At 50.3% G+C, this 19,994-nt stretch carries 14 protein-coding genes; 8 read left to right on the forward strand and 6 right to left on the reverse strand.

Annotated features, from left to right (window positions below; all coding sequences use genetic code 11):
• From OXH16_09660 to OXH16_09670, 3 genes are all read left to right on the forward strand, one after another.
• Positions 1-763: mechanosensitive ion channel (locus OXH16_09660; GenBank protein ID MCY3681653.1), on the forward strand; the 763-nt coding region annotated here is incomplete at its 5' end.
• An 85-nt stretch (positions 764-848) separates the two neighbouring features.
• Positions 849-3,185, forward strand: coding sequence for a GMC family oxidoreductase N-terminal domain-containing protein (locus tag OXH16_09665; protein ID MCY3681654.1), 2,337 nt, complete (start codon positions 849-851; stop codon positions 3,183-3,185).
• Positions 3,186-3,209: 24 nt separating this feature from the next.
• On the forward strand, positions 3,210-4,253 hold the full coding sequence (locus OXH16_09670) for an esterase (protein MCY3681655.1): 1,044 nt from the start codon (positions 3,210-3,212) through the stop codon (positions 4,251-4,253).
• A 99-nt stretch (positions 4,254-4,352) separates the two neighbouring features.
• Here OXH16_09670 and OXH16_09675 read toward each other — a convergent pair whose 3' ends face one another.
• From OXH16_09675 to OXH16_09685, 3 genes are read right to left on the reverse strand one after another with little or no spacing between them, the layout of a single operon-like run.
• Positions 4,353-5,444 carry a hypothetical protein gene (locus tag OXH16_09675; GenBank protein ID MCY3681656.1) on the reverse strand — a complete coding sequence of 364 codons (1,092 nt, stop codon included), beginning with the start codon at positions 5,442-5,444 and terminating at the stop codon, positions 4,353-4,355.
• A 19-nt stretch (positions 5,445-5,463) separates the two neighbouring features.
• Entirely contained in the window at positions 5,464-7,017 is a 1,554-nt protein-coding gene (locus OXH16_09680; GenBank protein MCY3681657.1) for a patatin-like phospholipase family protein, read from the reverse strand.
• Positions 7,018-7,023: 6 nt separating this feature from the next.
• On the reverse strand, positions 7,024-7,923 hold the full coding sequence (locus tag OXH16_09685; GenBank protein ID MCY3681658.1) for an acetoacetate decarboxylase family protein: 900 nt from the start codon (positions 7,921-7,923) through the stop codon (positions 7,024-7,026).
• A 363-nt stretch (positions 7,924-8,286) separates the two neighbouring features.
• Here OXH16_09685 and OXH16_09690 point away from each other — a divergent pair, with 363 nt between their 5' ends.
• From OXH16_09690 to OXH16_09700, 3 genes are all read left to right on the forward strand, one after another.
• A complete protein-coding gene (locus tag OXH16_09690; GenBank protein MCY3681659.1) occupies positions 8,287-9,462 on the forward strand; it encodes a PAS domain S-box protein in 1,176 nt (391 codons plus the stop codon).
• Between the two features lie 5 nt (positions 9,463-9,467).
• Complete coding sequence (locus OXH16_09695) at positions 9,468-10,823, forward strand: sigma-54 dependent transcriptional regulator (protein MCY3681660.1); 1,356 nt, start codon at positions 9,468-9,470, stop codon at positions 10,821-10,823.
• A gap of 663 nt (positions 10,824-11,486) precedes the next feature.
• Positions 11,487-12,893, forward strand: coding sequence for a hypothetical protein (locus OXH16_09700; protein MCY3681661.1), 1,407 nt, complete (start codon positions 11,487-11,489; stop codon positions 12,891-12,893).
• A gap of 149 nt (positions 12,894-13,042) precedes the next feature.
• Here the strand turns inward: OXH16_09700 and OXH16_09705 are convergent, their stop codons facing one another.
• The 3 genes from OXH16_09705 to OXH16_09715 are packed head-to-tail and all read right to left on the reverse strand — an operon-like array spanning position 13,043 to position 17,119.
• Positions 13,043-13,555: a hypothetical protein gene (locus tag OXH16_09705; GenBank protein MCY3681662.1), complete on the reverse strand. Its 513-nt coding sequence runs from the start codon at positions 13,553-13,555 to the stop codon at positions 13,043-13,045.
• The gene (locus OXH16_09710; protein MCY3681663.1) at positions 13,556-15,283 is read right to left on the reverse strand and encodes an NAD+ synthase; all 1,728 of its coding nucleotides are present in this window, start codon (positions 15,281-15,283) and stop codon (positions 13,556-13,558) included. It abuts the gene before it with no gap.
• Positions 15,284-15,295: 12 nt separating this feature from the next.
• Positions 15,296-17,119 (reverse strand): peptidylprolyl isomerase, encoded by a 1,824-nt coding sequence (locus OXH16_09715; GenBank protein MCY3681664.1) that lies wholly within the window; start codon positions 17,117-17,119, stop codon positions 15,296-15,298.
• Positions 17,120-17,364: 245 nt separating this feature from the next.
• Here OXH16_09715 and OXH16_09720 point away from each other — a divergent pair, with 245 nt between their 5' ends.
• Positions 17,365-19,374 (forward strand): M23 family metallopeptidase, encoded by a 2,010-nt coding sequence (locus tag OXH16_09720; protein MCY3681665.1) that lies wholly within the window; start codon positions 17,365-17,367, stop codon positions 19,372-19,374.
• Positions 19,375-19,376: 2 nt separating this feature from the next.
• Positions 19,377-19,994, forward strand: a 618-nt coding sequence (locus OXH16_09725; GenBank protein MCY3681666.1) for a rhomboid family intramembrane serine protease, incomplete at its 3' end; no start/stop codon positions are given.

Consider the following 19,994-nt stretch of genomic DNA (forward strand, 5'->3'; position numbering starts at 1 on the left):
TGCCAGCATTTTTATTCTCACAATTTTTTTAAATCGCAGTCCCTTATATTTTTTGAGTGGAATGGGCGCGTTGACAGCCGTGCTTTTGCTGGTGTTCAAAGATACGATCCTGGGACTGGTCACGGGCATACAACTGAGTGCGAATAAAATGGTCGCCGTGGGCGATTGGATTGAGATGCCAAAATACGGTGTAGATGGGAATGTGATTGAAGTGGCATTGACCATCGTAAAGGTGCAAAATTGGGACAAAACAATTATCACGATTCCAGCGTATTCATTGGTCAGCGAATCATTTAAGAACTGGCGCGACATACAGGAATCGGGTGGGCGTCGGATCAAGTGGTCAATTTTAATAGATATTCAAACGATCAAATTCTGCGACGAAGAGATGTTGACGCGGTTTTCAAAAATCAAATACATCGCTACCTATATCGAACACAAGAAAGACGAACTCGCAAAATTCAACCAGGAGCAAAAGGTAGATGAGTCGAGCCTGGTAAATGGACGGCGCATGACCAACGTGGGCACGTTTCGGACATACATTGTCGCGTATTTGAGAAGTCATCCAGAAATAAACCAGGAGATGACATTCTTTGTACGACAATTGGCACCAGGGGAACATGGATTGCCGATAGAGATTTACGTCTTTTGCAACGACACAGTATGGGCGAATTACGAGGCGATTCAGGCGGATATTTTCGACCACATCCTATCCGTAGTGCCCGAGTTTGATCTCAAAGTGTTTCAGATACCAACAGGCTAAGCATTTTGCTAAAAAAAATTAAAAAAGCGATGGCGACACTAACCCGTGAAAACAGCATCTTTTCGCGCTAATCAAGGAGAGTTCAATGCTACCACTTTCATTACCGAATAACGAAATTAAAGACGCCTATGACGTCGTCGTGGTAGGCTCCGGCTATGGTGGAGGGATCTCAGCCAGCCGCATGGCCCGCGCTGGCAAAAAGGTCTGCGTACTCGAACGCGGCAAGGAATTCTTACCGGGAGATTTCCCCGACGAACCGGTCGAAGCCCTGAACGAGTTTCAGACAAATTCAGCAATGGGCCACACAGGCGGACGCACCGATCTATTCGACTTCAATCTGAACGAGGACATAAATGTGCTGGTGGGGTGCGGGTTGGGGGGCACCTCCCTGATTAACGCCAATGTCTCCCTGAAAGCCGAAGATCGGACATTCGAAGATCCTGTATGGCCCGACGAAATCCGGCAGGACGGGCTTATCCAACAGGGTTATGAGCGTGCCAGGGCGATGCTGTTGCCCAGACTCTATCCAGAAGACGCACCCAAATTGCCCAAATTGCAAGCCCTTGAAGAATCGGCACAGGCGATGGGAGCCAAATTCGCCCGTGCTCCAATCAACGTCAATTTTGATCTCGACGGCCCCAACCATGTAGGTGTAGAGCAACGGCCCTGCCAATACTGCGGAGATTGCGTGACGGGATGTAACTACCGCGCGAAAAATACCACACAAATGAATTACCTGCCCGACGCCAGAAATCATGGTGCCGAGATATTCACCTGCACCTCTGTCCGATACGTAGAGCAACAGGGGGACAATTGGCTGGTCCATTACCAATTGGTCGAATCGGGTCAGGAAAAGTTTGACGCACCAACCATGATCGTCCGGACCAAAGTCGTTATCCTATCAGCCGGGACACTCGGTTCAACTGAAATCCTGCTGCGTTCGCAACAAAATGGCCTGACCACGTCAAAGATGCTGGGCAAGCGCTTCAGTGGCAACGGCGATGTTTTGGGGTTTGCCTACAATACAGACCGTCAAATCAATAGCATCGGTCATGGCGATAAAAAACCCGGTACCTTAGATCCAGTGGGGCCGTGTATCACCGGCGTGATTGATCTGCGCGGTCAGGATAACCTGGACGATGGCATGATCATTGAGGAAGGAGTCATCCCTGGCGCCCTGTCTGCCACGTTGCCAGCGGCGTTCGCTGTTCAGGCCAAACTGGTCGGCAAGGACACGGCTAAGACCTGGGCTGATGACGCCCGGCAGTTTGCCCGAGAGGCAGAGAGCCTGATCCGGGGTGCGTACGAAGGCGCAATGAATAACACGCAGATATACCTGGTGATGACCCACGACGATGCCAACGGCGAGATGTATTTGCAAGACGACAGATTGCGTATCAAATGGCCCGGCGTCGGTAAACAGGAAATCTTCGAAAAAGTCAACGAAAACCTCATCAGGGTCACTGAAGCGCACAAGGGCATATTCGTTAAGAATTTGCTCTGGTCCGAGTTTTTCGGCCACGACCTGGTGACCGTGCATCCGCTGGGTGGTTGCGTCATGGGCAGGAATGCCCAGCGCGGGGTGGTGAACCACAAAGGACAGGTGTTCGCCAGCACCGATGGCACGCAGGCTTACGAGGGGCTCTACGTCACTGACGGATCTGTCATTCCCAGACCGGTGGGGGTAAATCCCTTGTTGACTATCTCGGCCATCTCGGAACGGTGTTGCGCTCTAATCGCCGAGGATCGGGACCAGGATTGGCACTACAACGTAGATTTGCCCTCTGCTGCGCCGCTCCAGCAGCCTGTGAGCCAGGACAAGATCGGCATACGCTTTACCGAGACGATGAAAGGCTACTTTTCCACCAAAGTCAAAGACGATTTTCAGGACGCCTATGACCAGGGCGAAAAGGACGATTCGGATTTCCAGTTTATCCTGACCATCCAGTCAGACGATATGGAATATATGATCGAGAACGACCAGCACCCTGCGCGCATGATCGGGTCCGTCATTGCCCCGGCACTTTCGGATGAACCTCTGACTGTCACCGATGGACACTTCAACCTGTTCGTGGACAATCCAGATGAACCCGGTACCAAGAACATGAAATACCGCATGAAACTCACCTCTGAAATAGGTGACCAGTTTTATTTTTACGGTTATAAGGTGTTGCGGGATGACTTTGGACCGGATATGTGGTCGGATACGACCACCCTGTATATCTCGGTCTGGCGGGGTGAGGACGATCAGGGCGAACTACTGGGCAAAGGCATACTCAAAATTAAACCAGAGGATTTCATGAAACAACTCACGACCATGAAGGCCATTAACGCGGCGTCCGTAGCGGATGCACTAAAGGCCACCGCCAGATTCGGCGCATTTTTCACGCGGGTTCTGCACAGGACGTACGGTCTTATCTAAGAAGCCTTTTTTCAAGAGGAAACCATGCCTGGTAAAAATTCGGCCTCCTCCTACCAGGAGACCGTCGTCCCTTTTACTGCACGAGACCAATTTGAGGGCAATCTCATCCATGTAGAAGGCCCTCAAAAGCCTTCAAAAGGGCCTGTGTTGCTCGTCCACGGTGCCGGCGTCAGGGCCAATATCTTCAGGGCTCCTGTCGAAACCACGCTGGTACAGTACCTCATAGACCACGGCTACGATGTCTGGCTGGAGAATTGGCGCGCCAGCATTAATTTCGACAAAAATCTGTGGACCCTCGATCAGGCGGCCGCCTATGACCACCCCGCCGCGGTCGAGACCGTGGTCAAAACCACCGGCAGCAATCAGGTCAAAGCCATTATCCATTGCCAGGGCTCAACCAGTTTCATGATGTCGGCAGTGGCCGGCCTTATTCCTCAGGTGACAACCATCGTCACCAATGCCGTATCGCTGCATCCTATTGTACCGGCCTGGTCCGTTCTTAAACTAAACATAGCCGTACCCATGTTGAAAATGGTGACCGATTACCTCAATCCCCAATGGGGATTGGAGGCTCCCTCGCTGGTAGCTAAGCTGATCCAGTTCTTTGTCAATCTGACGCACCACGAATGCAACAACCCTGTCTGCAAGCAGGTGAGCTTTACATACGGATCGGGCTTTCCAGCCCTCTGGCGCCACGAGAATCTCAATGACGCCACGCACGAATGGCTTAAAAACGAGTTCGGCAACGTGCCCTTGCAGTTCTTTCAGCAGATGGCCCGCTGCGTAAAACAGGGCAATCTAATCTCGGTCGAAGGGCTTGAAGAACTGCCTGCCGACTTCTGTGCTCAAGAACCGCAGACAGATGCGCGTATTGCGTTTTTGGCCGGTCGCCGGAATCGCTGTTTTCTCTACAAAAGCCAGGTAAAATCCTTCAACTATTTTGACGGCCATCGCAAGAATTATCACACTCTCCATCTTTTTCCGACCTATAGTCACCTCGATATCTTCATGGGCAAGAATGCGGTTCGCGACACCTATCCTACCATTCTCCACGAACTTGATCGCTAAACCCTATTGACCAACTTGATGAAATTGGCTTTGGAAGGGCTAAACCGTCTATCCGCGACTATAGTATTAGTATCGGCTACCTCGTATCCCTCCGCCTCTCTACACCGATTGGGTCGCTTCCAGGTGATCTAAAATTTGAGGGTACACGTCTTGGGCGGCCTTCTCTCCAATGATGCAATCCACATGGCCGTATTGGGGTATGACGTACCGGGTATATAGTTCTTTACCGTTTTTTTTTCTTACCAGATCATAGGTAGTTTCGGTGCTGCGGGGCAACACACAGTCGTTTTCATCGCCGTGAATAAAGGCGACGGGTAGGGCCATGCGTTTGAGGTGGGGGAGGTAGACATCTTCACCTCGGGAGTTGACCAGATGGTTCTTGCGAGTAATCAGTGCCAACTGCTTCATAGCTTTAAGGTTCACCACGCCAAACATCTCGTGTAAAGCGTGATGCGTCTGATCACCGAGCTTATCGTGCTCCCACAGGGGCCCGTAGATGGAAGTGATACGGCGACAAACCGGACTATCGCATCGCTCTTTCTTCGGAATAGGATACATGGTCAAGAAGCGGTCATACAGTCGATTTTTCCAGTCTGAGTGGACATCCACATAGGCGGTCAGGTGTTTGAAGCCCACGGCGGCGATAGCCGACGACAGGCATAACCCGGTCTTAATTCGGTTGATGGTCGGCACGAAGAGATGCGTGGACACCTGAGAACATACAGCGGCGCGCACCCCCGACAATCCTGCCAGCAGTGCCATGGAAAAGGTAGAGGAGCCTACTCCGTGGGCCACCACCTGGACGCTATCCGCTCCGGCCAACTCTCGAACTTTGGACACCGCTGCTGGGTAATCTTGGGTGGCCACGTCGTCCATGGTGGCTTGGTTGCGGGAGGCAGGTAGCTCGATGCTGAACCGAAAATCCAAGAGCCACACATCGAACTCTCTGGCGTAGAGATACTCCAGCAGATTGGTTTCGATGGTGTCGGTGGCGTACATCAGGCTGGAGACCCCAATGCAGTGAGAGAGAATTACCGGTCCCTTGGAGCCGCCCTGGTAGCGGGTGAGACGTAACGGAGTACCGTCCCCAGCGAGAAAATGGAATGCGTCGGGCGGGTCCACTTGCAATGGACGTTTCTGCCGAGGCGGTGCTTCAGGATCGAAAATATTCCAGTCGGAGTGTAATCCCATGGGGATCTCCTGCTGCTGATCAGACGGCAAATCGGGCGTATTTTTCCCAGAGTTCTCCCAAAAAGAATGTTCCGAACCTGCGCAAAACACGCGCTTTCTCTTTTACACCAGAGGCGTTGGTAGCTGTGATGGTTTTCACTATACCTGCCAATTGGCCGAAGTTCAGTTTCAAAACGCCAGCACCGATGATCGGACCGCTTTTGTCCGGACCTTCATGCAGTGTGGCATAGAGGGTCGTAATGTCGGACAGAAGGTCGAAGCCGGGATCATCCCTGACTTCCTTATTTCCCGAGAATCGGTAGGCTTTTCCGTCGTGATCGAAAGTTAATTCGTAGATTATGAGTTTGGTGTCCGGATCGTCCGCAGAAAAAAAGAGATTGAACGCGCCGTTGTAAACGGGGCAGTCCCCTCCCAAAGGCGTGAAGTTGACGCTTCCGATCAGGGTTCCCGTGTGCTCGGGATCACGGACGAAGGCTTCGACGTCTTTGATGTCGATGGTCGCCTGGATCGTGAATTCGGTATTGTTCGCCTTTCCACGTTCAGCACCTTTCTTCGGGTCGTCCGCTCCGAGCGAGAAACCGCCGGACATGGATTCCCGAAAGCGGACACCCGGCTCGGCTTCTTGCATTTGGGTGGCTTTGTAGGAGGGTGGGATGCCTTCGGGTTTCATGGTGGCGAGGTAGCAGCGAGCGTCGGCGTAGCCCATGTGGATCAATGTGGCGTGATCAATGTGACCTAAAAAGAGATCCGAATCCAATGGAAGAGGATAGTCCGGACGGATGACGTGAAGGGTGACTGGCCGGGTTTGGCCATAGGGAGAATCGCCGTTGGCGATGCGCCGGTTGAGTTCGGCGATACGTTCCATTTGTACGTTCAGTGCGCCGTTGGCGCTCATTTCAAGCATTTGCACGTAGAGACGCAAGCCGCCGCCGCGGTAGGTCGGCGTATTGCCCATACCCCAGACGAGCCAAATCTCCTCTGCGCCGCGCCGAACGGCTTCTAGGGGATTGGCGTCCTGCATGAATCCGGTGTCGAGATAGGTGATCCCATTTTTGACGACCGGCGGCATCACGCCGGGCAACGACATGCCAGCGACGATAAGGTCGGTCTCGATATCCGTATGTTCGATGACGGCGACGCGTTTGTCGTTGTAATTGAGCACGTTGTAGGTGCCGACGAGGCCGGCTGCTCGGCGGATGCATTCGGCGTCGATTCCCAAATGAGGGAAGACTTTGTCCAGTACGCCATCGGCAGATCCCGCAGCGGTAAGATTGGCGGGGTCGAGGTAATCTTTGATGGACAGAAACCCCATGAAATGTTTCGGATTCTGGGTTCGCCACCTTTGGCACATCTCTTCGAGAGAAAGCCCCGAGAGGAGCATAGACAGATTAAGGCTACCGCCGGAAGTGCCGTCCAGGTGATGGAAGACGAGTCCATGCTCGATCAAGGCCCTGATGACCCCGGCTTGGTAGGAGAGACGAACGCCTCCACCGGAGAGAACGAGCGATCTTTTAGGGCCGCGGTAGTTCGCGGAAGGCGCGCCGCATGGGGTATGTCGGGATGATATGGTCATCAGCCGTTAGGTCCGGGCTTGTTTTGGGGTGGCTATGCCAGGAACGGGTACGTCGGGAGGGGGAGGCCATTCTTCGCTGAGGCCGAGATTGACGACGCTTTCCATGCCTTCGGGCGGCATTTTGGGCATCGTGTCATAGGTCAGAAACCAGGTCTCGAAGTGGTCATCCAAGGTTCCTTCGGCGGATGGGATAAAGGCGGTGGCAATTGGATCGGGCCCAATTTCGAGTGCCTTGAGTTTTTGGACGCGCGGATGGTCGCCGACGATGAATTTGGCTTTCGCGCGGCTACCGAGACAAAATCCCGCCTTGCCGCGGAAGAAGATATCGGATTTCCACAGCATGCCGCGGAAGGCGCAGAAGTTTGATGCCTTCATTTTCACAGGAATTACAGTAGAGGGAGGGCGATCAATTTCGACGTAGGTGCAAAGTTGTCCGTCCAAATCGTATTGGCTGCTGACCTTGTCGTCTCCCATGATGAAATTGAGCGGTGCCTGGTGTTTGGGCATGCCCCAAATGCCCTTGCCGCCCTTGACGGAGACCTCGCTGGAAACGGGCAAATCAACGACGTATTGCCCGACGCTGAGTGTCTTAAAAAAAAAGCCTGGCAGTTTGAATTTACAGGTACTTGTGTTGTGTGTGCAGGCGATTCCGATGCTGTATTCGATGTATTTGCCGATAACTGTGTCCCGGTAATCAACGACGGTGACGATCAACACCCCCGTCCCTCTAAAATGGATGGGGTAAATCTCCTCTCCTTCGAGAAGCTTGGCGGCTTTGTCAGCGTTGATCGGAAACAGGGCCATCAGGACAGGGGAGTTCTTGCAAACGACGGGCATGGTGAACGGGATGCCGTCAACGAGGGCCTTGCGGCCAGCGTAGGCTTGGATTCGCTTGGGAATTCTCATCTGATAAATAAGTCCTTTTCTTGAATTGTTTTTGGGGCTTATCTTAGTCTCTATAGTTGGCAATCCAACACATTTATGTTATACATGATGGCGATCCCTCCGAGATGATCTCCATCTGTTTACATGGTATCAATAATCAATAGAAAAAATTAATTTAAAAATAACTTGTGTCATTCAATGTCCATTATCAAGTATTTTCTTTCACACAATTCACACATTTGGTTGGGAGTACGCGATGATTTGACCTGCTGTATTCCCTTAGATATTTTATTTTAGTTTCTAAACTTTCAGACTATTGACTTGACAACACCAAAAAAAGGGCAGAAAATGTACCTGTCCATTAGACCAAAATTCCGAGGTAGTATGATGAAAGCTCAGGACGAACCACAGAGTAACAGGCATGTCCCTGCGGGTGTAAGCAGGGATGGACACAGAGACCAAATCCTCACAGAACTTGAAGAGGCGGCGAGCCATTACAAGGCGATCCTGGAAACCACCGTTGACGCGATTATTACGATTGACACTCAGGGGATTGTACAAACATTCAATTCCGCTGCCGAGAAGATATTCGGCTACCGTGCTGAGGAAGTGATCGGAAACAATGTCAAAATGCTGATGCCCGAACCCTACCGAAGTGAACACGATGGCTATATCAGTAGATATCTCAAAACCGGCGTGCCCAAAATTATCGGATTTGGACGAGAAGTGAATGGACTGCGTAAAGATGGGACTGAATTTCCAATGGATCTGGCTGTCAGTGAGGTCCCCTTAAAAGACAAGCAGGTGTTTACAGGCATTATCCGCGACATGACAGAGCGCATACTTTTGGAGGAGCAATTGGTGCAATCAACCAAACTCGCAGCCGTGGGTAGATTGATTAGCGGGATTGCACATGAGGTGAACAACCCCGTGAGCATTATCAAACTCCATATTGCCAGTGTGATGCAAAATATCGAAAGTCAAAAATTGCCAGAGGACCTGATCGAGACACTAAGGGTCATTCAACGCCAGAACAATAAGATCGGGCAGATCATATCGGGGCTACAGGCTTTTTCCAGGCAGGGATCTTTCAGCCCTGACTGGATCAATGTCAACCAGACCGTGCATACGGCCTTGAGACTGGTTGAAAATACGCTGCAAAATCAGGACATTGTGTATCAGGCCGAATTGGCAGACAATTTGCCCAAAGTGTTTTTGGATCCCATACGCATTGAGCAGGTGTTGTTGAATCTGTTTAACAATGCGATTGAAGCGATGCCCGGTGGCGGTGTTTTGACCGTATCAACGACATTGGAGACAGACCAAACAGATGAAGATTGGGTGGTGGTCCGGATAAGAGATACAGGCATAGGCATTGAGGAAGAACATCTCAGCCATCTATTTGATCCTTTTTTTACAACCAAAGAAGTGGGTGAAGGAACCGGCCTGGGTCTTTCGGTCAGTTATGGTTTAATTCAAGAGCACAAAGGCCGGATTGAGGTGAGCAGTCAAAGAGGTAAAGGTACCGAGTTCCAGATTTATCTTCCCATAACAGAGTAAGAGATATGCAAAAAGAGAAGATCCTCGTAATAGATGACGAACCGGATATGTTGCGCGGTTGCCAGAAGTTTCTGGAGACAGCGGGGTACACTGTTGTCATAGCAGATTCGGGTGAGGCTGGAATCGCGTTATTCGAGACTGAAAACCCCGATCTGGTCATAGTGGATTTGAAAATGCCCGGAATGGACGGGATGGCTGTACTTGAAAGCATTATGGCACGCGATCAAGAGGCTGTTGTGATTGTCTTTACCGGATACGGAACCATTGAGAGTGCAGTGAAAGCGATCAGAACAGGCGCGTTCGACTTTGTTCGGAAACCATTTGATCCAGATGCATTTTTAATCGTAATAGAACGGGCATTGAAACTGCGGCGTGTGAGGTTGGAGAACAGTGCTCTCAAGCAAATGCTGGATACGCGATTCCGGTTTGAAAACATCATCGGGAACAGTGAAGCGATCACGCAGGTATTTGATCTGATGCGGAAAATCAGTGACATAGATGCCAATGTCCTGATCACAGGGGAGAGCGGAACGGGCAAGGAACTGGTAGCCCGGTGTATTCATGCCAATAGCAAGCGCAGCCATAAGCCATTTGTGCCGCTCAACTGCGGGGGCCTGCCAGAGCCTCTTATTGAAAGTGAGATATTTGGTCATACAAGGGGGGCATTCACAGATGCGAAACAGAACCGCGTCGGGTTAATCGAACACGCGAGGGGCGGGACATTTTTTCTCGATGAAATCGGGGAATTGCCCATGCCCCTTCAGGTGAAATTCTTGCGCGTTCTGGAAGACCACAAAATTCGCAGGCTGGGAAGCAATGAGGAGAAAGAAATCGACATCCGTCTCATCTCGGCAACCAATCAGAATATCGAGGTATTGATTGGAGACGGCAGGTTTCGAGAAGATTTATTTTTTCGAATTAACACATTTGAGATTCACCTGCCACCTCTAAGGGATCGGCATGGAGATATTCAACTTCTTGCTCATCACTTTTTGAACCACTTTGCCGAGACCTCCGAAAAAGTGGCTCAAGGTATTTCAACTGAGGCGATGGATGTATTGTGCGAATATACCTGGCCGGGCAATGTCCGAGAATTGATGCATGTGATAGAGCGAGCCGTTGCCCTGTCAGAAGAAGGTCGTGAAATTACGCCTGATTTGTTCCCAGAGCCTATTGGAGATAGCCTGAGGATAGAGACACAGACTAAAGGCCATTTAAAAGCGAGGGTCGCGGAGTTTGAAAAACATATAATCCAGGATGTGCTCAAGAAACACGCAGACAATATCACGCATGCGGCTAAAGAATTGGGGTTGACCCGCGATGGTCTAATAAAAAAGATGGCGCGTCTAAAGATGCGTTAGCAAATTGGACGTGACCTTGTGAGGTGTATAATTTTTTCGTGGCTTCTTTTTTAATCGTATAAAAAATTATACACTTCACAAAAAGTTACGACTTATAGTACTTAGACCATAAAAATTTTATCTTTTTGTTTTTCAAGCACTTGAGCATTTTCAAGTGCTTTTTTTTATTTTAACAAATTTATGGCACGCATCTTGCTTTATAGAATGTGCGAGAGAATAACAACAATCAGATTTTACTGAGGTGACTTATGAATGTTCAGACACTGATAACAAAACGCGATTATTTGGCTCATCTCGCCTTACTCTATGCTATCTGGGGCGATAAAGTTCGATCCGAAGCCTTGCGCACGATGATGAGTAGAATAAACCAACAAAATAGAGAGATAGAGCAGCGATCAGTACAATCACAGGCTTGAAAAACAAGCCCTAAACTCTCCATCAAAGCAATGCTGTTGCCGAATTCCGAATCTGTGTTGATGCAACTAAACGGGCTTACAGAGCCTGCATTCAGGCTACAAATAGCCGTTTTTCTAATCGCAGACTCCCTCCCCACCAATTCGGCAACAGCATCTAACTTCAATGCAGAAACCAGCATCAAAAACCGAGCGATCTCCGCCTGTGTCGGCCTCGGTTTTCCTTATGGGCGAAGAACGGGAGGTTAAAATGCAATCTGCCATGTCAACATGTATTCGCAGGATCCTCGTGGTAGCAATAGCTACTGGCGTGATGGGAAGCCCTATATGGGGACAGGAGATTGAGACGGCTGTGACCTCATTTGTGATAGGCGGCATAACACTCCAGGAAGATGTGAAGAATCCACCTGTGCCGAGTGGCATGCAGAGATTTGAAATCACAATGAATAAACCAGTCGTAACTTTTAACGAATTGAGGGAACCTGAAACTTTGCCCTATTTCGATGGCGACAGCATTACTCAGGTAACTATCACTAAGTACTTTGATATTGACCGAGATGTTATTTCCTATCCTATTGATCTGCTTTTAGATATCACAATCGCGCAGGATCTGGCCATTAGTCCAGATAGCTTGACATTAACAGGCACCATCAGCCTGCCAGAAGGTGCCACCTATCAAGTCCTTTTTGGTGCATCGGACATAGATCCTATTGATGAACAGCAGCAGTATTTTTTGGGGACCGCAGAAATGTCAGGTGCTAGCATTTCCGGTGTGGGAATTGTGGAGACCTTGCCTGATGGTTTTACAGTAAGCGATGATCGTTTTGCTGGGGCTGCGCTTATTGCCCCTGAACGATTTAGACTTATTTTTCCATTACTGGAAGAATTCGATGATTTTATTTTATGGTCTTTTGTCCGCATTACCGATTCCAATGAACAAATGACATTTGATTTGAAACATGTGCCGGATGGATCTTACGCGATATTGATGGCACATCGTCTGGTGAACGAACAAACCGGCCAGGAGATTCAGATATTTGGGTATAAAGGGGTCAATCTCTTGACGGGCGAGGTCGATCCTACAGAATTGGTTCAGGTCGTCGATGGGAAAAGCGTGACAGATTTACAAATAGTGTTGCAAATACCACCAGAAGAACCAGAGCCAGTAATTTCTGAAATTATGGAGATCAATGTTCAAAGTGTAAGTGTTGAAACAAATTCGTTTATCATTCAACTCGGCAACCAACAAATACAGATAGATGCTTCAAACGCCCTGATGGTTTCCCTCGGTCAAACAAGTGCTGAGGATATTCTCGAGATCTTTTTTTCTGGCAATACTGATGATCTCCTCCGACTCTTTTTCCCTATTACAGACCTGATGGCAGGAGATACCGTTTCTATTCTGGGAGTATCTCTTTCTGAAACGATGTTCCAGGCCCTTATGGTGATGCGCCACGGACCGCCTCTGGCACGGAATGGAGATATAGATCGTGATGGTGATGTCGATTTCTCTGATTTCCTGCTCTTTACTTCTGCCTTTGGCACGATGGAAGGGGAACCAGAATACAATCCCGCGGCAGACTTGGACGGGGATGGTGCGGTCGTATTCTCAGACTTTCTGATATTTGCCAGTACCTTTGGCAAACCCGTGGGTTAGGCGTATGGTATGACACACAATAAACAGCCCAGAGGCTGACCCCCTGGGCTGTTTTCTATTTCTCAAAAATGAAAAGAGCGAGTCCTTTTTGGCTCGCTCTCTTTTTATTAAAATACTTCCTTGTGCTGCGCCTGGATATCCTTTTGCAACTACTGCGTCTTTATTGGCAATGTAAGTTGCATCCTGAACGTGGTGCTTTTGTCTTCGACGCTGAGATCAGTGCGGATTTTGGGATTGTCTTTATTTTGGATTGATATATTGCAAGGGGCTGTAAATATCACCTGTCGGTGGGCTTGTTGGTTGATCTCAACGAGACCGGGAAAAATATTAATCACTGCGCGTTGATTAATCTCGCGAACAATGTCAAAGGAACCGTACTCGCTTATGACCCCCTCAGCCAGGCCACCCACTCGCCTACAGGTCTCGACTGCGGCTTTCACAGAGGAATACTGCTGATTAACAGTAAATGTGACAAACTTTTGATCATTTTCAAACCTTGCAAGAGCGTCCAAACCCCACAACTTCCCTTTATAGCTCCCCTTATCTGGCCCCACTTCTACTTTTTGCCATGATTCTTCTGCTCGGATGGATGACGTATGCGACATCATCCAAAAGAAACATAGTGTTACTAAAATCACACGGGATCTCATAGCATCCTCCACCTAATACTCCCGACACCGATTCGTAATCGGCAATCGCCTATCGCGTCCGAATGCGCGGGGCGTAATCTTGATACCCGGAGGCGCCTGACGGCGTTTGTACTCGTTGATATCCACCGTGCGTATAACCCGCGTAACGAGTTCCTCGTCATAGCCCAGCGCAATAATATCTTGCAAACTCGTATCGTCCTCAACATACGCTTTGAGAATCGGATCCAGCACCGGATAAGGCGGCAAACTATCCGTATCTTTCTGATCATCGCGCAACTCAGCCGTGGGTGGTCGCTCGATAATCGAAAGAGGAATAACGGGATGATCCGACAGACCATTGCGATAATGCGCCAGATCGTAAACAAGCGTCTTATAAATATCCTTAATAACCGCAAAACCACCCGCCATATCGCCGTAAAGCGTCGCATACCCCATACTCAACTCGCTCTTATTCCCCGGCGCCAGCACCAGCGCCCGGAACTTATTGGCAAGCGCCATCAGCAAAGTACCGCGAATGCGCGGCTGGATATTCTCCTCCGCAGTATCAGAAGGCAAATCGCCAAACTCATCGGCAAGCAAACCGAGATACTGGTCAAACAACTTTTGAACCGGCAGCGTCAGAATGCGGATATCGAGATTGCCCGCCATCTGCAAGGCATCGTTAAACGTACCCTCTGAAGAGAACTGAGTGGGCATCGTCACACACACCACATTCTCTTGCCCCAGCGCATCGTGTGCAACAGCCGTGACAAGCGCCGAGTCAATCCCTCCGGACAACCCGATAAAAACCTTCTCAAACCCATTCTTCACAACATAATCGCGCGTACCCAGAACAAGCGCATCGTAAATATTCTTGAGACGCTCATCTGGACGCGGAAAATCTGGTCTCTCAGACGGAGAAAGACACACAGCTTTGGGGTTCAAATCCGGCAGATCAATAGCGACAGGAGCAGAAACATCGCGCTTCTCCTTGCGCCGCCGCGAATCGTGCAGACGGTTGCGAAAAACAGCTTCAACATCAACATCCGCCACCAGCAGATCTTCCTCAAACCGGGGTGCCCGCGCAACAACGCGCCCTTCCTGATCGACAATCAGGCTACCCCCATCAAAAATCAACTCATCCTGCCCGCCAACCAGATTGCAAAAAGCCAGAACAGCACTATTATCCGTCGCGCGCGTAGCAATCATCTGCTCGCGCAACAACTCTTTGCCATCGTGAAAAGGAGAGGAAGAAATATTGATCAGCACCTCGGCATCGCCGGCAAGTGCTTGTTGCCTTGCGGGACCGCCGGGATACCAGATATCTTCGCAGATCGTAACCCCAAAAGTGATACCATTGAGGCGGTACACCCCTGCGGTCTTCCCAGATTGGAAATAGCGGTCTTCGTCAAAGACGCCGTAATTGGGCAAATAGGCCTTGTGATAAACATCGATCAAGCGCCCATCGCAAGCAATCGCCGCGGCATTGTAGATATCGTCGTGACGATCCACAAAACCGAAAATCGCAGCAATACCCTGCGTCGTCCGAACGAGTTCATTCAACACATCGAGATTGGATTGGATAAACCGGGGCTTAAAAAGCAAATCCTCGGGCGGATAGCCCGGAATCGCGAGTTCGGGAAAAACGACAACATGCGCCCCCAAATCACGCGCTCTGTGAACATAGTCGAGAATTTTTTCACGGTTGCCCGCAAGATCACCTACGGTGACATTAATTTGCGCCAAGGCAAGGCGAATCACGTGTCCGGCCCTCTAATAATCGGAGTAGAAGAAGTGACGGTAATCGACAATCTCGGCATTCTCTCGCAAATCGGTAAACCAGGCCGCGAAAACCTCCTGGCGTTTTTGTGAAAGCACCTGCTGCAACAACGTCACTTTTGCCGACGCTAAACCCGTCTCATCAACAGATTGTCTTTCCTCCACGCGCAAAATATAAGCTCCGCGGTCCGTCTTGACGACCTCACTCGTCTGACCCGTTGACAAACGAAATGCCGCGCCCACAAAAGCGTTGCGACTGCCCACGCTGGGAACAAAGCCCGTGCGCGCAAAAGGCTCTGGCGCCTGAACCGTGAGATTGAAAAACTCGGCGGCCTCTTCGAGAGATTTACCCGTCTTAATCTGCCCCATCACCTCGGCCAGCCGACCGGCGGCAACCTCGACCTTCTTTTTATTTTTCAAACTCGCCTCAATCTGCGGTTTAACCTCATCCAGAGGCCGAGGACCCGCCTCGCGGATCTCTCGCAAAGCGAAAACGTGGATACCCTGATCATTTTCATAAACACTGGAAACATCTCCCAGAGAACCGTTCAGGAATTTGTTGACCAGCCCCGACGTGCTATTGCCCAGCAGAGGGAAAAAGCTGCCAGCGGTAATAAACTCCGAGTCCTGACTTTGCAAATCCCTCTGGTTGATAGCTGCGTCAAACCCGACATCCTCGGCTATCTCTGCAAACTCCTCGGCAAGCACGCGCAAACTATCCAGCGTATCGCGCCCGGGACGCACCTCAACCAGAATATGCCGCGCGTGAACCTCGAGACTATCAGCCGCGCCGCGCGTCTCCTCCACCTTAATAACATGCCAGCCAAACTGCGTTTTAACCGGCTCGGATATCTCCCCCGCATCGAGCGCAAAAGCCGCATCTTCAAAAGGCTTGACCATGCGACCCCGCCCAAAAAAGCCGAGATCGCCACCGCGCGGGCCACTTGGCCCATCGGAATACGCCCTGGCAAGCTCGGCAAAATCCTCACCACTCTTAGCCTCGGCAAAAACCCGATCAATCTCGGCTTTGGCTTCTGCCTCATCGCGTGCGGTCGCTATTTTGGGGAGCGAAACAAAGGCCGCGCGTATGGCGGCATCTTGTTCGTATTCGTCCCGACGGCCCTCGTAATAAGCTTGAATCTCAGCATCCGCGACCAGCGCGAGCGAATCGGGAATGGCATTGACATCAAACCCCACATAAGACACGCGCACTTTTTCGTTGCGCTCGATATACGCCTGCTCGACCTCCGCATCGGTAACTTTGACCGAACCAACAATAAGGGTCTCGAGCTTTTGCGAAAGCAACTGACTTCGCGCATTCTCTTCGGCAAACAGAACAAACTGCTTCATTCGGGGATCACTGTACGTACTGGGATCGTCGAGAAACTGATTGTATTTCGCCAGATCAAATGTGCCATCGGTCTGAAAAAAATCCTGTTGTTGTATCCACTCGGCGGGTTGTGTGCGGTTGATGTGATTGACTTCAGAATCGGAAACTGTAATACCGTATTTGTCAATTTGTTGCCCGAACAGGGTTTGCGTAACCACGCGTTCCCAGGTCTGCGAGATAATCTGGCTGACATCGGGATCTTCATTGCCTTGCGCCCTGGCCTGTTGAAGGCCATTTTGGACTTCGGCCTCAAACTGCTTAACAGAAATATCCTGACCATTCACAGAACCGATATTATCACCAATAGCGGCGAAACCCCGACTGCTAAAATCAGCTCCCCATTCAAACACCATAAGGCCGACAAAAGCAACCGCAACAATAATCATCATCGCCTTGATAAAAGTAGCACTACGCATTTGAGCGAGCATTGGAACTTCTCCTCCAGATAGGATCAGGATAAACAGGATAAACTTCTGCCGAAGTTGTACACATTAGACAGGATTATGCAGGATGCCACCCACACCAGTTTTGTAATCTACTTGTTGGACTTGGTGCTGGCAAGGTTTTTTTCTATAAATGCAAGCAATTCAGCTTCTTGACGAGGGTGGGTAAAAGCCCTATACTCAATGCGACAAAAATTAAAGAACGACTTACAACCGCTCTGAATTCCTACATGCTCCGTCTATCTGCCATAATTTATATCCTCCTATCCCTCCTCATCACTGCACACGCAGAAAATTATCACTGGCCCATGGATGCCCCTCCGGCATTGACCTCGACCTTTGGTGAATATCGGGGCGGGCGATTGCACGCGGCCATCGACTTGAAAACCTATGGCAAAGAGGGATATCCCGTCACAGCGATTGCCGACGGATACGTCTGGCGGGTCCGCACATCGCCCTGGGGATACGGGCGCGTGGTATATGTTCAACTCGACAATGGTCTGTTCGCGCTTTGGGCGCATTTATCGGGATTTTCCAAACCCATCGAAAAATACGTCCAGCAAGAGCAAGACCGCCGCGGAACATACAGCGTAAACCTGTATTTTCGCCCCGACCAAATCCCCGTCAAACGCGGAGAAATAGTGGGATATTCGGGCAGCACGGGCATTGGCGTACCGCATCTACACTTCGAATTGCGCGACGCAAAACACCGCCCCATCAATCCCCTGCTCCATGGATTTGACATCAAAGACACCATACCCCCAACCATACAGGCGGTCGGCCTCGCACCCTTAAACGCAAATGCACGGGTCAAAGGCGGACACAAGCCAGTATCACATCGCCTCGCCTATCGAAGAAAAGAAAAAATCTTCACACATCCCGATACCGTAACCGTCTGGGGGCCCATAGGCATTGGCCTGAAAGCATTTGACCGCGCAAATGAGTCTCAACTGACAAATCGCTTAGCCCCTTACCGCATGCGACTCCTGATAAATGGCGAAGAAATATTTCAAAAAACCTGTGGCCTATTTGGATACGACGTAACCCGCCACGGAGAACTCGCCTATGACTTTTATATGAGCCGTCGCGGCCTGGGGCGATTTCACAGCCTGTATCGCAAACCCGGCAATCGCCTGCCTTTCTACGGCGATTACAAAGAAGGATCAGGCGTATTATTTGCGGGAACAAAAACCAACGGTGCGGGACATAAACTCTCGCCGGGCGTACACCGCCTGCAGATCATTGCCGAAGATGTAAAGGGGAACCGCGCAAAAGCAGTCGTATTTCTGCGGGTACAGAACACAAATAGAAAATTTCCCTCAAAAAATTCACCAGAGCACAACCCGAAAATAACCAGCAAAATATCGTATTTCCCCACCTTTGCAGTTGTCCATATCACAACCAATCGGACACTATCAGAAATACCAACCGTTCGAGCACAACTTTCCAAACAATGGACGCGAACCCTCGCAGTTCAACAGACAGGTTTGAAAACATATCAGACTGTCATTCCATTTGATGAAAAACACGCCGACGACATAGATGTACAAATTGAGACAAACGGACAAACACAGAAACTGCGGATCACCCAGCAAACCGTCACACAAGACAGCGGAGAAATGCGCTCGGATGACGGATTGGTGCGGGTGCGATTTGAGAAAGAGGGCGTTTACGAAACCCTGTATGGACGCATCGTGCCCGAAAGTCAGATAAAGGACAAACGCATGGTGGGAACTGCGTTTCGGATAATGCCCGGAGATGTGGCATTCAAAGGAGCGGAAATCGCGTTTTTATATCCTCGGGATCATCCCAATATAGACAAACTCGGCATCTATAAATGGAACGGAAGAAATAGCTGGACCTTTGTCGATAAGGAACGCAATTCAAAGACAGGTACTATAACGGGAAACGTGCGAAACTTTGGCGTATTTGCATTGCTCGCCGACACTGTACCCCCCAAAATTGCCAGCATAACCCCCGCCAACGGCACAGTACTCGCACAGCGCCAGCCTAGGGTTGCTGCTTCTATATGGGATACATCTTCGGGTATATGGCGAGAGGAAGACATGGTGATGCGCATTGACGGCAACGCTCTCATTGTGGAATACGACCCGGAAGAAAATCGCATCTTTGCCAAACCGCGAAAACCCCTGTCCCCCGGATCGCACAAGTTGGAAGTTATCGTACGCGACATCTGTGGCAATGAATCGCGGCGCACCACGGCATTCAGGATCAAATAGCCATGATGATCCCCCTCAAAGACGAAACGCCTTCCGGTCGTATCCCCGCATTGATAATCGGCATATTGCTGGCCAACGTGGGCATCTTCGTGTACGCCTGGTTATTGGGCGACATCGGATTTCATGTATTTATCGCGCGATATGGGGCGATCCCCTTTGAAATCATGCACGGCACGGATGCAATCTCTCCCACACCCATCCCCCTGTATATCACGCTATTATCGTCGATGTTTATGCACGGCGGCATATTACATCTGGGCGGCAACATGCTGTACCTGTGGATATTTGGGAACAATATCGAAGCAGCACTGGGACGTGCGCGATTCTTGTTCTTCTATTTATTTTGCGGCGTGATAGCAACACTGGCACATGTGCTCTCCGAACCGGAATCCACCATACCAATGGTGGGCGCCAGCGGCGCCATAGCGGGAATATTGGGAGGCTATCTGGCGGCATATCCCGGCGCGCGAATACTGGTACTCGTATTTTATTTCATCCTTCGCGTACCAGCACTAATCGTACTCGGTGGATGGTTTGTCATTCAATTGCTCAACGCCTCAAGCGCCAGCGGCACAAGTGACGTCGCGTGGTTCGCCCACATTGCCGGATTTGTCGTAGGC

The sequence above is a fragment of the Gemmatimonadota bacterium genome (genome assembly GCA_026705765.1).
Lineage (GTDB): Bacteria > Latescibacterota > UBA2968 > UBA2968 > UBA2968 > VXRD01.

What these genes read in the sequence shown, in the direction of transcription:
- OXH16_09685 (MCY3681658.1), bottom strand. Translation starts at nt 7,923, where the DNA reads ATGAGAATTCCCAAGCGAATCCAAGCCTACGCTGGCCGCAAGGCCCTC.
- OXH16_09700 (MCY3681661.1), top strand. Translation starts at nt 11,487, where the DNA reads ATGCAATCTGCCATGTCAACATGTATTCGCAGGATCCTCGTGGTAGCA.
- OXH16_09670 (MCY3681655.1), top strand. Translation starts at nt 3,210, where the DNA reads ATGCCTGGTAAAAATTCGGCCTCCTCCTACCAGGAGACCGTCGTCCCT.
- OXH16_09680 (MCY3681657.1), bottom strand. Translation starts at nt 7,017, where the DNA reads ATGACCATATCATCCCGACATACCCCATGCGGCGCGCCTTCCGCGAAC.
- OXH16_09720 (MCY3681665.1), top strand. Translation starts at nt 17,365, where the DNA reads ATGCTCCGTCTATCTGCCATAATTTATATCCTCCTATCCCTCCTCATC.
- OXH16_09690 (MCY3681659.1), top strand. Translation starts at nt 8,287, where the DNA reads ATGATGAAAGCTCAGGACGAACCACAGAGTAACAGGCATGTCCCTGCG.
- OXH16_09695 (MCY3681660.1), top strand. Translation starts at nt 9,468, where the DNA reads ATGCAAAAAGAGAAGATCCTCGTAATAGATGACGAACCGGATATGTTG.
- OXH16_09665 (MCY3681654.1), top strand. Translation starts at nt 849, where the DNA reads ATGCTACCACTTTCATTACCGAATAACGAAATTAAAGACGCCTATGAC.
- OXH16_09675 (MCY3681656.1), bottom strand. Translation starts at nt 5,444, where the DNA reads ATGGGATTACACTCCGACTGGAATATTTTCGATCCTGAAGCACCGCCT.
- OXH16_09715 (MCY3681664.1), bottom strand. Translation starts at nt 17,119, where the DNA reads ATGCTCGCTCAAATGCGTAGTGCTACTTTTATCAAGGCGATGATGATT.